At 58.9% G+C, this 11,921-nt stretch carries 11 protein-coding genes; 9 read left to right on the top strand and 2 right to left on the bottom strand.

Annotated features, from left to right (window positions below; translation table 11 throughout):
* Positions 1–49 precede the first annotated feature (49 nt).
* Positions 50–592 carry a hypothetical protein gene (locus ABM428_RS14790; protein WP_353628511.1) on the bottom strand — a complete coding sequence of 181 codons (543 nt, stop codon included), beginning with the start codon at positions 590–592 and terminating at the stop codon, positions 50–52.
* Between the two features lie 153 nt (positions 593–745).
* Here ABM428_RS14790 and ABM428_RS14785 point away from each other — a divergent pair, with 153 nt between their 5' ends.
* The gene (locus tag ABM428_RS14785; RefSeq protein WP_168593015.1) at positions 746–1,630 is read left to right on the top strand and encodes a hypothetical protein; all 885 of its coding nucleotides are present in this window, start codon (positions 746–748) and stop codon (positions 1,628–1,630) included.
* 213 nt (positions 1,631–1,843) lie between these two features.
* Here ABM428_RS14785 and atzF read toward each other — a convergent pair whose 3' ends face one another.
* The gene (gene atzF, locus ABM428_RS14780) at positions 1,844–3,634 is read right to left on the bottom strand and encodes an allophanate hydrolase (RefSeq protein ID WP_353628510.1); all 1,791 of its coding nucleotides are present in this window, start codon (positions 3,632–3,634) and stop codon (positions 1,844–1,846) included.
* A gap of 153 nt (positions 3,635–3,787) precedes the next feature.
* On the opposite strand from atzF, the gene ABM428_RS14775 reads away from it, so the two are divergent.
* The 8 genes from ABM428_RS14775 to ABM428_RS14740 all read left to right on the top strand — a co-directional run bounded on the left by ABM428_RS14775 (position 3,788) and on the right by ABM428_RS14740 (position 11,897).
* Positions 3,788–4,690, top strand: coding sequence for a LysR family transcriptional regulator (locus ABM428_RS14775; RefSeq protein WP_353628509.1), 903 nt, complete (start codon positions 3,788–3,790; stop codon positions 4,688–4,690).
* Positions 4,691–4,848: 158 nt separating this feature from the next.
* The gene (locus ABM428_RS14770) at positions 4,849–5,970 is read left to right on the top strand and encodes a BMP family ABC transporter substrate-binding protein (protein WP_005848357.1); all 1,122 of its coding nucleotides are present in this window, start codon (positions 4,849–4,851) and stop codon (positions 5,968–5,970) included.
* A gap of 1 nt (position 5,971) precedes the next feature.
* Positions 5,972–7,078 (top strand): ABC transporter permease, encoded by a 1,107-nt coding sequence (locus ABM428_RS14765; RefSeq protein WP_353628508.1) that lies wholly within the window; start codon positions 5,972–5,974, stop codon positions 7,076–7,078.
* Positions 7,078–8,004, top strand: coding sequence for an ABC transporter permease (locus tag ABM428_RS14760; protein WP_037942164.1), 927 nt, complete (start codon positions 7,078–7,080; stop codon positions 8,002–8,004). Before ABM428_RS14765 ends, ABM428_RS14760 begins: the two co-directional genes overlap by 1 nt.
* A gap of 11 nt (positions 8,005–8,015) precedes the next feature.
* Complete coding sequence (locus ABM428_RS14755; protein ID WP_353628507.1) at positions 8,016–9,026, top strand: formamidase; 1,011 nt, start codon at positions 8,016–8,018, stop codon at positions 9,024–9,026.
* Positions 9,023–9,703, top strand: coding sequence for an isochorismatase family cysteine hydrolase (locus tag ABM428_RS14750; protein WP_353628506.1), 681 nt, complete (start codon positions 9,023–9,025; stop codon positions 9,701–9,703). Before ABM428_RS14755 ends, ABM428_RS14750 begins: the two co-directional genes overlap by 4 nt.
* On the top strand, positions 9,700–11,235 hold the full coding sequence (locus ABM428_RS14745) for an ABC transporter ATP-binding protein (RefSeq protein WP_353628505.1): 1,536 nt from the start codon (positions 9,700–9,702) through the stop codon (positions 11,233–11,235). The genes ABM428_RS14750 and ABM428_RS14745 overlap by 4 nt, the downstream gene beginning before the upstream one ends.
* Positions 11,232–11,897 carry an isochorismatase family cysteine hydrolase gene (locus ABM428_RS14740; RefSeq protein ID WP_353628504.1) on the top strand — a complete coding sequence of 222 codons (666 nt, stop codon included), beginning with the start codon at positions 11,232–11,234 and terminating at the stop codon, positions 11,895–11,897. The genes ABM428_RS14745 and ABM428_RS14740 overlap by 4 nt, the downstream gene beginning before the upstream one ends.
* Positions 11,898–11,921 lie beyond the last annotated feature (24 nt).

The following is an 11,921-nucleotide window of genomic DNA, read 5'->3' as shown; positions in this document are numbered from 1 at the left end:
AAGGGTGGTTCCTATTCCAAGTGGAGCATTCAGGGTTGGGGCAAGTGGATCAGAACCGGCAATCGGGCAGGGCAGTCGCGTCAAAACCCCCTTCCACGGGCTCGTCGAAACTGGCATCTATTCTGATCGGATCGAAAGGGGCATAGTCTTGGGCGTCGGGGGAAAGCCGGACGACGTAGTGACAACTCGATCTGACGATGGTCGCACCCTCATTGGTTTCCATCTCTACAACGACGGGCACCGCCGAGACCTCTGTACCGACACCAGCGCTGGTGAATCCCAGTTCGAAGCGCAGCTTAATGCTGCGGATATCCTGGAATTTGTTGCGAAACGCATTGTAATCAGCGGCAAGCTGGTTCGCATCTTTTTCGGGAGTGCCTTTAAGGGTGTAACTGAAAGCGCGTGCCAGCTGCCCCGTGCCGATTGCGTTGTAGTAAGACTGGACGAGATCAAGCGCTGTTGATCTATTGTCGTAATACGTTGATGCGGCGGTCAGGTGTAGCGCGGGTTCCTTAGCTTGTGCCTGGGTGTACGGCAGCACCGCGCATAACCCTGCGCAAAGCAGTGGGCGGAACGCTTTTCGGATATGCATGGGAGCACCTTCTGAAGAAAATGTTTTCAGAAGAGATGTTTATAAGTTGTTCGTTTGTCCACAATGGGCAAAAATTTTTAGCCCAGATATGAGTTGAGAGCGGCGCGGTCGATGCTGTTGTGCGCCCCTCTGAAAAGCGAAACTAGATAGATCATGATCCAGACTGCCGATACCGCACCTTCTTATGACGCAGCGCAGCTTATTGCGCGCCCGATGTTCTGGGAGGCGCTGAAGGGAGAGGCAAGCGATCTGTTGAAGGTCCACGCCGTTGCTCCAGAGGTCGTGCATTACCTCGCCGATATACGGCACTGGATCTTGATCCATATGGCGATTGCCTTGCATTTCGAACGCAAGATTGACCCGGCTGCACCGCCCTTAACGCCGAAAAAGCTTCTGACCGAACTGGCTGGCACGGGGATCGCCAGTCGCAATACTGTGCAGTCATTCTTGCGAGAACTTTTGCGAATTAAGCTGACAGAACCGCCGAAAACCGGGACATTGCGCCAGCATGCGACTGAAGTCTCGGCAAAAAGCGAAAAGCTTATGTTTGTCTACATCGACATCCACCTTCGCGCGCTCGATATGGTTGATGGGGGCGGGCGTAGTGCACTCTTTAACCGGACCCCGACGCTTTTGCATAAGCTTCAACCCGCTTTCGCCCGAAAAATTTGTTTGAACCCTGCGTGGTACAATCCGCCGGCAATGGTCAACTGCTTTACCAATAGCGTCTCCGGCAGCAGCATCTTGCATGAAATGGTGCTGTCCACCCAATCCAACGAGCCGGATGGGGATGGCCGGTTCTGGCTCGGCACCGTGTCGACAGCGGGTTTGGCCGCACGCTACCACGTATCCGACGCTCATATTTCGCGCATACTGATAAAGGCACAGCAGGTCGGCGGTATCGGCTGGGAAAACGAAAGGCGACGCGGGGCGTGCTGGCTGTCAACGACACTGCGCGACGCTTATCTTTTGTGGCAGGCCGAAAAACTGGCTGCGTTATCGAGCGCGTTTAATCGGTGCGTCAGCGCAACCGCATAGGGGCAACTTTAAATCGCTCGATGACACTTAGCTGCATTGAGCCAGAAGTATGAGAGCTGGTGGCGTGTTTATATGCAAGGAAAGTTCAAGCCTTCTGTCAAGTTGTTAGGGTATGGGGAGCAACTGCGACTACCAGAGATGAACCCTCTTCGATTCCGAACAGCGGGGAAACCGAAGATACGACGCCACCTTAGAGATGGGGCGCTACCTACCTCACAGCCGCGCCAGATAATTTCGCCAATCGCCGATCTGAGTGATGTCTGTGCTTTCCGCAACGGCTTCGGCCTCACAAATGAACCCTTTTATCTGCCGCCCGTCGGACAGATCGACAGTGCCGATACCAAGAGGGGCGGGGATGGCTTCCAGAAAGCTACCGACCTTTTCAAAGGGCAGGGACCACAGTTCTACCGCAATGGAAGCACCTGATCCGGGGGTGCCTTTCACCAAGCCCGGCCTTGCAGGAGGGTCGCCTGCGAGCGCGTAGAAACGATAGCTGTCGGTGGTCGTCGCTGCGCCGTGATAGGTCGCGCCCCGCTGGGTCAATTGATGGTTCAACGGCAGCCCGTGCATATGGGCACCGCAGACCGCGAGGATCAGACCGTCGGTCGTCGCAGTGTCAAATGTGGGCGTGCCGTTGAACGGCCAACCCGTAGCGCCTAACTTGCGTTGTCCCGCCGCCTCTAGTGCAAGACCTGAGGCGGCGATATCCGCATCTTTGCCCGCGGCTGCTAGTAATGTGACGCTGCCCGGGCGGCCATCACTGCGCGCCGGCACGGGCACGGCGATACCGCACATATCCAGCAGGTTGACGAAGTTCGTATAGGTGCCGAAGTTCGAGTTCGGTCCGATGGGGTCAGCTTCTAGCTCGGCGACGGTGTGGAAGGTCGGAATGGTTGGCACGCAGAGCATATCCAAGCCATCCATTGGGGTTTCAGCAATGCGCGACAGCTCTTTCAGACGGTACATGCCGCGAAACGCATCTGCGGCAGAAAGCGCTTCCGCCTTGCAAATGACCTGGCGCGTGACAGGCAGGATCGCCTCTGGGGCTTTATGCAAAAGATCTTCAATGACCGTATAACGCTCCGCGACCCATGCCCCTTCATAAAGCATGTCCGCCACATCATAGAGCGGCGTGAAATCAATCTCGCGTATCTCGGCCCCTTGGCCGCGCAGCAGGTCCACCGCTGCGTTGAACGAAGCCTCTTGGACGGCGTCACCCGAAAAGCGGATGCTGTCACGACTGGGAATACCGATCACAGGGGCGGATTTTGGCGCAGCGAGGGGAGGGGCCGAGATGTGTCGTGCATAGGCATCGGCGGCATCATGGGCGCAGGCGACAGTGAAAGCCGTATAGGCGTCGGCGACGGTAAGCGCGAAGATCGAGACCGTCTCGACCGACCGGCACGCGGGCACGACACCCGTTGCAGATAAGGCACCGAGGGTCGGTTTCAGGCCTACAATATTGTTCAGCGCCGCTGGCACCCGCCCGGACCCTGCGGTATCGGTGCCAAGCGAGAAGGCGACAATACCATGGCCTACCGCCACGCCCGAGCCGCCTGAGGACCCACCGGGCACAATTTCAGGATCGATAGAATTGCGCGGCGCGCCATAAGGGGTGCGGACGCCCACAAGCCCTGTCGCAAATTGGTCAAGGTTGGTTTTCCCGATGAAAATTGCCCCCGCCTCGCGCAGTTTGGCGACGACGAAGGCGTCTTGCGTGGGGGTATAGGCATAGGCAGGGCATGCGGCGGTTGTCTCGTACCCCGCGACATCGATGTTGTCTTTCACCGCAAAAGGGACACCCCACAGCGGTTTGGCAGGGTCGTATGGGCCAAGGGCCGCCGCCGCCGCTTGGGCGTCAGCCTCGCTTGCCATGGATAGAAAGATGCATGGGTCGTCCACTTCACGCAGTCGGGTATAGACTTGGGCGATGATTTGTTCAGGCGACACACCGCGGGCGTAGGCCGCGTGAAGGTCTGGGATGGTCATCGCAATATCGGTCATAGGAGGCTCTTTTGTAGTTGCACTGGGGTCATCGTTGCGGGCCGTACCGCTGACGTGTCTCAGTCGTCCTCTGTTGCGCTGCGGAATTCAAATGCTAAGAATTCACAAAAGCGGTGCAAAAAATGCATCATCATGGGGCAGGAGGTCTTTTCTATGAAACATCTGCAAACTTTCCGCTTCATCGAGGCAGTGTCGCGCGCGGGCTCAATCCGGAAAGCGGCGGACGATATGAACATCACGGCCTCTGCCCTGAACCGTCGGATCCAGCGGTTCGAAGAAGAGTTTGGCGTCGAAATTTTTGAGCGCCTGCCGCGTGGTGTGCGCTTGAACCCGGCCGGTGAGTTGCTGATGCAGCATTTCCTGATGCAGGAGTCCGACTTGCGGCGGGTGAGAAGCCAAGTGGCTGATCTGTCCGGTGAACGACGGGGCCATGTCACGGTGGCCTGCTCTCAGGCGCTGATCCCGTATTTTATGCCTGCGCACACCGCAGCTTACCGGCGTGACCACCCCGGGGTGTCTTTTTCTGTGCAAGTGCGTGATCGCGAAGACGCAGAGCGCGATCTGGCCGAGTTCAGAAGCGATCTGGCCTTGGTATTCGAGCCTGTCCATATGGTAGACCTCGATGTGCTGATGCGTATCCCTCAGGTCATCCATGCCATCATGAAACGGGATCACCCCTTGGCGTCTAAGCCCGAGGTACGATTGCGCGACTGTCTGGATCAGCCGCATGTCATCCCGTCTCGCCGGTATGGGGTGCGTGCAATGCTAGATGATGCCGCGGCGCGGGGGTCGCGCCCGCTACGCCCCATTGCCACATCCGACAGTTTCGAGTTCATGCGCCACTATGTGCTGCATGAGGATGCCATCGCATTCCAGATCCCCATCGGCCTGGATATGGAGCACTGCGGCGAACTGACTTCGCGCCCGCTGTCGTTACGTGACGTCGCGGCGGGTAGTCTGGTACTGTGTCAGTTACGCGGTCGGACCTTGCCCGTGGCGTCCGCCCGTTTCGGCTTGGCACTTTCCACCGCATTGGAACAGTTTTCCGACGTCTAGCAGGCGACCCTGGGGCGACCACACACCGAGTGATGCATTTTTTGCACCGCTTTGTGGAATAATGAGCAGACGTAATCACCGCTGAGATTTTGTAGTCATTGAATCACATCATATGCGCTCTCTCCTCCCAGGGCGGCGCATCATCATTGGAGATTTGAATGACACATGCACCGTTCCTGAACCGCCGTGGTTTCCTTGGTACTTCCGCCGCTTTGCTGGGCACTGCCGCAGTCGGTGGTCTGGCCCGCCCCGCGATGGCGGCTGATCCTTTGACCGTGGGGTTCATCTACGTCGGTCCGAAAGATGATTTCGGCTATAACCAGGCGCATGCCGAAGGGGCAGCGGCGGTCAAGGCGATGTCTGGCGTGGTCGTGCTGGAAGAAGAGAACGTCCCCGAAAGTCAGGACGTGCAGAATTCCATGGAATCGATGATCAATTTTGACGGGGCCAAGCTGATCTTCCCCACGTCCTTCGGTTATTACAAACCCCATGTGCTTGAGACAGCGCCGAAACATCCTGACGTGCGCTTTCAACATTGCGGCGGCCTGTGGTCCGAAAATGACCCGTCGAACGCCGGTTCCTACTTTGGCTATATCGGCATGGGGCAGTATCTGAACGGCGTTGCAGCAGGTCATGCGACCAAGACCAAAAAGATCGGGTTTGTCGCGGCCAAGCCGATCCCTCAGGTGCTCAACAATATCAACTCCTTCCTATTGGGTGCGCGTTCGGTTGATCCCACGATCGTCTGTCAGGTGATCTTTACCGGTGAATGGTCGCTTGCCGTAAAAGAAGCCGAAGCCACCAATGCCTTGGCAGACCAAGGGTGTGATGTAGTCACCTGCCACGTCGATGGGCCGAAAGTGATCTGTGAAACCGCAGTCTCGCGCGACATTTTTGTTTGCGGCTACCACGCCGACCAGACACCGATTGCAGGGGACAAATACCTGACAGGGGCTGAATGGAACTGGGCCAATGTTTATACCGATATGGTGGCCAAGACCTTGGCGGGGGAACCGATCCCGAACTTCGTGCGGGGCGGGCTGGCGGACGGCTTCATCAAGATGAGCCCCCTCGGCCCCGCGGTCAGCGATGCGGCGCGTGCACAGTTTGAAGCCACGAAAGCAGAGATCGAAGCAGGCGGCTTTGCCGCGATCAAAGGGCCGCTGAAGGACAACAAAGGCAACGTGATCGCCGCCGAAGGGGAATCCTTTGTCGAAACCGATGTCGCGATCGAGAGCATGGACTACCTTGTCGAAGGCGTGATCGGGTCCACAAGCTAAGATGACTTTGGTTGCTCAAGCTGAAAAGCCTGCGGCCACTGCGGGGCGGTCCTTTATCGGGATCGCGCCGCGGGCCGAGGCTGTGGTGATCCCGATCTGTGCTTTGCTGGTCGGTTTCGCGTTATTTAGTATCTTTTTGCTGATGGTCGGGAAATCCCCGGTCGCGTTTTACCAGCTGGTCTGGAAGGCGGGATTCTCGTCTGCTTTCTCGTGGCAGAACACGCTGTCGCGCGTGGCACCTCTGGTGCTGGCGGCACTGTGCGTCGCACTTCCCGCGCGGCTGGGGCTTGTGGTTATCGGCGGCGAAGGTGCGATCGTCCTGGGCGGTCTTGCCGCCGCCGTTGCAGGCACCGCCGTTGCGGGGATGCCCGCCGCTTTTGGCATGGTCACAATGGCGATTGCCGCGATGATCGTCGGCGGTGTCTGGATCGGTGCCGTGGGCGCGCTGCGGATCAAACGGGGCGTGAACGAAACCATCGCATCCCTGCTGATGGCCTATATTGCGATTGCGCTGTTGAACCACTTTGTCGAGGGTCCATTCCGTGATCCGGCATCGCTCAACAAACCCTCCACCGTGCCACTGACAGAGAGTTTGCGCTTCGGGGATATGCCGTTTTTGCCGTCGCATTGGGGCATTCTTGCGGGCGTGCTTGCCTGCCTCTTTGCATGGGTCTTGATTGAACGCACGACGCTGGGGTTTGCCGCGCGTATTGCGGGTGACAATGTGCGTGCCGCGCAGGTGCAAGGGCTACCCGTAGGGCGTCTGGTGATCGGTTTTACCGCACTTGGCGGTGCCTTTGCAGGGCTGGCGGGCTATTTCGAAGTGGCGGCGGTGCACGGCTCTGCAAACGCTTCGCTGATCGCGGGCTATGGCTATACCGGCATCCTGATCGCCTTTCTCGCGCGGCATAACCCGTTGGCGATCCTGCCGGTTGCGGTTCTGTTCGGCGGGTTCGAAGCCTCTAGCGGGCTGATCCAGCGGCGTATGGAGCTGCCCGATGCGACGATCCTTGTCTTTGAAGGCATCGTGTTCCTGGTGATCCTGCTGAGCGAGGCGCTGTACGGGCGGGTGCCGATCTTTACCGCTGCATATTGGGAGAAACGCTGATGGAACAGGTAGATGTCGGCCTTTGGGGCGTTCTCATCGCCATACTGGGCGGTGCCATCCGCGTCTCGACACCGTTTATATTTGTCTCGCTGGGGGAGCTGCTGACCGAACGTTCCGGCCGGTTCAACCTTGGCTTGGAAGGGACATTGGTCTTTGGCGCGATGAGCGGCTACGCCGTTGCTTACGAGACCAACAGTGCGTTTGTCGGCGTTTTGGCGGCGGCTGCGGCGGGGGCCTGCTTTGGGTTATTGCACGGGTGGATCTGCAAGTTCAAAGGGGTGAACGACATTGCTGTGGGCATCGCCATGATGCTGCTTGGCATGGGGCTCGCCTTCTTTTTTGGCAAACCCTACATCCAGCCGCAGGCACCTGATCTGCCTGCGATCAGCTTGGGCTGGTGGTCGGATATCCCGCAGCTTCGGGCGGCGCTCGAGGTAAATGTGTTGTTCATCGTCGGCGGGCTGCTGGCGCTTGCCATTGCATGGATGCTGCGTACCACCCGCATGGGGCTGCGCTTGCGCGTGGTCGGGGACAGTACCGATGCGGCGCGTGCTATGGGGTTAAGTCCCGATCGCATCCGGCTGTTAGCAACCGGCGCAGGCGGGGCGTTGGCAGGCGTCGGCGGTGCCTATCTGTCGCTTTACTATCCGGGCAGCTGGACGGAGGGCATTTCTTCGGGCCAAGGCCTGATGGCCATTGCGCTGGTGATCTTTGCCCGTTGGAACCCTATCAACTGCTTTTGGGCGGCATTGCTCTTTGGCGGGGCGGGCGCACTTGGCCCGGCCTTGCAATCGGTGGGCATCACCGAAGGGTATTACCTTTTTGGTGCTGCACCCTACGCCCTGACACTGGGCCTTTTGATCCTCACCAGCGCGCCCGATCGCGCGGTACAAGGCGCACCGCTTGCGCTGACACTGACGAAATAAGGATAGACATTATGAATGGTTTGGGTGGACTGAACAAATCTGACCAGGGTGTTGTGATTGGCATGGTGCAGTTGCAATTGCCGACTGTCGCGACCAAAGCCGAGCTGACAGCACAAACCGCCCGCGTGGTTGATCTGGTGGGCAAGGCGCGCCGCAATATGGCGACGATGGATCTGGTGGTGTTCCCTGAATACATGCTCCACGGGCTGTCGATGAACACTGATCCCGAGATCATGTGTACGATGGATGGGCCCGAGGTCGCGGCGCTCAAGCAGGCCTGCGTCGACAATGACATCTGGGGCTGCTTCTCGATTATGGAGCTGAACCCCGGCGGATACCCTTATAACACGGGCCTGATTATTGACCCGCAGGGCGAGGTGCAGCTGTACTACCGCAAGATGCATCCTTGGGTCCCGGTAGAACCGTGGGAGCCGGGCAATGGGGGCATTCCGGTCTGCACCGGCCCCAAAGGGGCCAAAATCGGGCTAATCATCTGCCACGACGGGATGTTCCCTGAAATGTCCCGTGAAGCGGCGTATAAAGGGGCCGAGATCATGATCCGCACTGCGGGCTATACCGCCCCGATGCGCGAGGCGTGGCGGTTTACCAATCAATCCAACAGCTTCTGCAACCTGATGATCACCGCGAACGTGTGCATGTGCGGCTCTGACGGGACGTTCGACAGCATGGGCGAGGCAATGATCATCGACCACGAAGGGACCGTCATCGCGCATGGCAAAACCGGCCGCGTGGACGAGATCATTACCGCCGAGGTCCGCCCCGATATCGTCCGCGAGGCGCGCATTGGCTGGGGCGTGGAAAACAACCCCTATCAGTTCGGGCATCGCGGATATGTTGCCGTGAAGGGGGGCGCGCAGGATTGCCCCTATACCTATATGACCGATCTCGCGCAGGGGGCCTATCGCCTGCCATGGGAGGATGAGGTCAAGGTCACTGATGGTACAAGCTGTGGCTTCCCGCTGCCCAACCGTAGATTCAACGAGCAGGAGCCGCAGACGTGACTACCGTTCAAAGCCACCCCTACGCCTGGCCCTATAACGGCGATCTGCGCCCCGAGAATACGGCGCTGGTCATTATCGATATGCAGACCGATTTCTGCGGGGTCGGCGGGTATGTCGATCACATGGGCTATGATCTGTCGCTGACCCAAGCACCGATCGCTCCAATCAAGTCGCTGCTGGCAGACATGCGGGCCAAGGGCTACCACATCATCCACACCCGCGAAGGGCATCGCCCCGATATGGCGGATCTGCCCGCGAACAAGCGCTGGCGCAGTCAGCAGATTGGTGCCGGGATCGGCGACAGCGGCCCCTGCGGCAAGATCCTGATCCGTGGCGAGGCTGGGTGGGACATCATTCCAGAGCTCGCCCCGCTGGAGGGAGAGACAATCATCGACAAACCCGGCAAGGGCAGTTTCTATGCCACTGATCTGGAGCTGATCCTGCGCACAAGGCAGATCGACAATCTGATCCTCACCGGCATCACAACCGATGTCTGCGTTTCCACCACCATGAGAGAGGCGAATGATCGCGGGTTCGAATGTGTGGTCGTCGAGGATTGCTGCGGCGCAACCGACCCCGCAAACCATGCCGCGGCCATCAAGATGGTCACAATGCAGGGCGGCGTCTTTGGGGCCGTGACGACCAGCGCTGATCTGATTGCGGGGCTGCCGTCATGACAGTGCCCATGCGTACGTCTGGCGATGCCATCAGCGTCGAAGCTATCGGCATGACCATGCGCTTTGGCGACTTCACAGCGCTCGACGATGTCTCGCTCAAAATACCGGCGGGCAGCTTCCATGTGTTGTTGGGCGAAAACGGGGCCGGGAAATCGACGTTGGTGAAATGTCTCATGGGGTTTAACCGCGCAACACATGGCGAGATGATCGTGGACGGGGCTCAGGCCTTCATGACAGATCCGAAGGTCGCGCAATCGCTGGGGATGGGAATGGTCTATCAGCACTTTACCCTCGTGCCCGCGCTGACCGGTGCAGAAAACCTCGTGATCAGCCGCACCGACACCCCAAGCGTTATTGACTGGGCACAAGAACATCAGTCGCTTCGGTCCTTCATGGCGACGATGCCGTTTAACGTGCCGCTCGACCGACCGGTGAGCCAGCTTGCCGCAGGCGAAAAGCAAAAGCTCGAGATCATCAAACAGCTCTACCTTGGCAATCGATTTCTGATCTTAGACGAGCCGACATCCGTGCTGACTCCTGCCGAGGCAGATGAGGTTCTGGGCCATATCCGTGCGATGACGGACGCGGGCGCGCTGACTGTGCTCATGATCTCGCACAAGTTCCGCGAGGTGACGGCATTTGCCGATCACGTCACGATCTTGCGCCACGGTAAATACGTTGCCGCTGGCGCAGTTTCCGAGATGAGCGTGGAAGACATGAGCGCCGCCATGATGGGCAAAGCGCCTGTACACAATCCGCGTGTTCGCGTTGATACGGCACGCAAGCCTGTGCTGCACCTAAACGGCATTCGGGCACAAGACCGCAGCGGGTTGAACAGCATCCAGATCGACGACGTTACCCTGCATTCCGGCGAGGTTCTGGGCATCGCTGGCATCTCGGGTAACGGCCAGATGGAGCTGATGGAAATCCTGACAGGTCAGCGTCGTCTTCAAGCCGGAGAGATACGGGCTAACGGCACCCGCTACACCGCCACACGGGCAGAGGCGCGGCAGCATAAAATCCGCTACCTGCCCGAAGAACCCCTGCGCAATGCCTGCGCCCCCAAGATGAGCGTCGCCGATAATCTTGCGTTCAAGATGTTCGATGTCAGGCGCAACGGCCGGCCTGCCTTCTGGTGCAGTCGCAAAGATATGGCGCGCAATGCGGATCGGCTGATTGCCGAGTTCAACGTCAAGACAACCTCTCCCGATGCCCGTATCGCTTCGCTGTCGGGCGGGAACGTGCAGAGAGCTGTTCTGGGGCGCGAGCTGACCGGCGAGGTGAATGCGCTGATCATCTCCAACCCCTGTTTCGGGTTGGATTTTGGTGCGGTCTCCGCCATTCGCGACCGCATCATCGAAGCCCGCAACAACGGCACGGCAGTGCTGCTGATCAGCGAGGACCTTGACGAGATCATGGAGCTTTCTGACCGCATATTGGTCATGTCAGAAGGGCGCATTGCCTTTGAAACCACCGCCGCCGCGGCAGATCTGACAGAGATCGGGCAGCATATGGCAGGGCATGTCGCATGACACAGATCCCCGCCCGACCTTTCGGTTTTCCGCTCGCCCGTGATCAAGTCGCGCTGATCATTATCGACATGCAGCGCGATTTTGTCGAACCGGGTGGCTTTGGTGCAAGCCTTGGCAACGATGTCCGCCCGGTGCAGGCCATTATACCCGCGGTTGCGAAGCTGCTTGCAGGCTTTCGCACCGCAGGCCTGCCGATCTTCCACACCCGCGAAGCACACCGCCCCGATCTGTCCGATTGCCCGCCTGCCAAACGTCTGCGCGGTGCGCCTGCGCTACGTATTGGGGACCCCGGTCCAATGGGCCGTGTGTTGATCAAAGGCGCGCCCGGTTGCGAGATCATCCCCGCGCTGACCCCGCTGCCCGATGAAGCCGTCATCGATAAACCCGGCAAAGGTGCCTTCTACGCCACAGACCTCGGCGATCAGCTTGCCGAACGGGGGATCACCCAGCTTGTCTGCGCAGGTGTCACGACCGAGGTTTGCGTACAAACCACGATGCGCGAGGCCAATGATCGCGGGTTTGAATGCCTTTTGGCGACCGATGCCACCGAAAGCTATTTCCCAAGCTTCAAAGCTGCCGCGATAGAGATGATCGTCGCCCAAGGGGGTATCGTCGGCTGGGCAACCGATACGGATACAATTCTAGGAGCGATCAATGGCTGAGGGTCTGCCATCACCAAACGTTTT

The organism is Sulfitobacter sp. TCYB15 (genome assembly GCF_040435955.1).
GTDB classification, from domain to species: Bacteria; Pseudomonadota; Alphaproteobacteria; order Rhodobacterales; family Rhodobacteraceae; genus Sulfitobacter; species Sulfitobacter pontiacus.
The sequence above is the reverse complement of the archived record's forward strand: the minus strand, read 5'-3'. Positions and strand labels throughout refer to the sequence as shown.

Excerpts from the sequence above, each read along its gene's own strand:
- ABM428_RS14790 (WP_353628511.1), bottom strand. The coding sequence starts at position 592 with ATGCATATCCGAAAAGCGTTCCGCCCACTGCTTTGCGCAGGGTTATGC.
- ABM428_RS14785 (WP_168593015.1), top strand. The coding sequence starts at position 746 with ATGATCCAGACTGCCGATACCGCACCTTCTTATGACGCAGCGCAGCTT.
- atzF (WP_353628510.1), bottom strand. The coding sequence starts at position 3,634 with ATGACCGATATTGCGATGACCATCCCAGACCTTCACGCGGCCTACGCC.
- ABM428_RS14775 (WP_353628509.1), top strand. The coding sequence starts at position 3,788 with ATGAAACATCTGCAAACTTTCCGCTTCATCGAGGCAGTGTCGCGCGCG.
- ABM428_RS14770 (WP_005848357.1), top strand. The coding sequence starts at position 4,849 with ATGACACATGCACCGTTCCTGAACCGCCGTGGTTTCCTTGGTACTTCC.
- ABM428_RS14765 (WP_353628508.1), top strand. The coding sequence starts at position 5,972 with ATGACTTTGGTTGCTCAAGCTGAAAAGCCTGCGGCCACTGCGGGGCGG.
- ABM428_RS14760 (WP_037942164.1), top strand. The coding sequence starts at position 7,078 with ATGGAACAGGTAGATGTCGGCCTTTGGGGCGTTCTCATCGCCATACTG.
- ABM428_RS14755 (WP_353628507.1), top strand. The coding sequence starts at position 8,016 with ATGAATGGTTTGGGTGGACTGAACAAATCTGACCAGGGTGTTGTGATT.
- ABM428_RS14745 (WP_353628505.1), top strand. The coding sequence starts at position 9,700 with ATGACAGTGCCCATGCGTACGTCTGGCGATGCCATCAGCGTCGAAGCT.
- ABM428_RS14740 (WP_353628504.1), top strand. The coding sequence starts at position 11,232 with ATGACACAGATCCCCGCCCGACCTTTCGGTTTTCCGCTCGCCCGTGAT.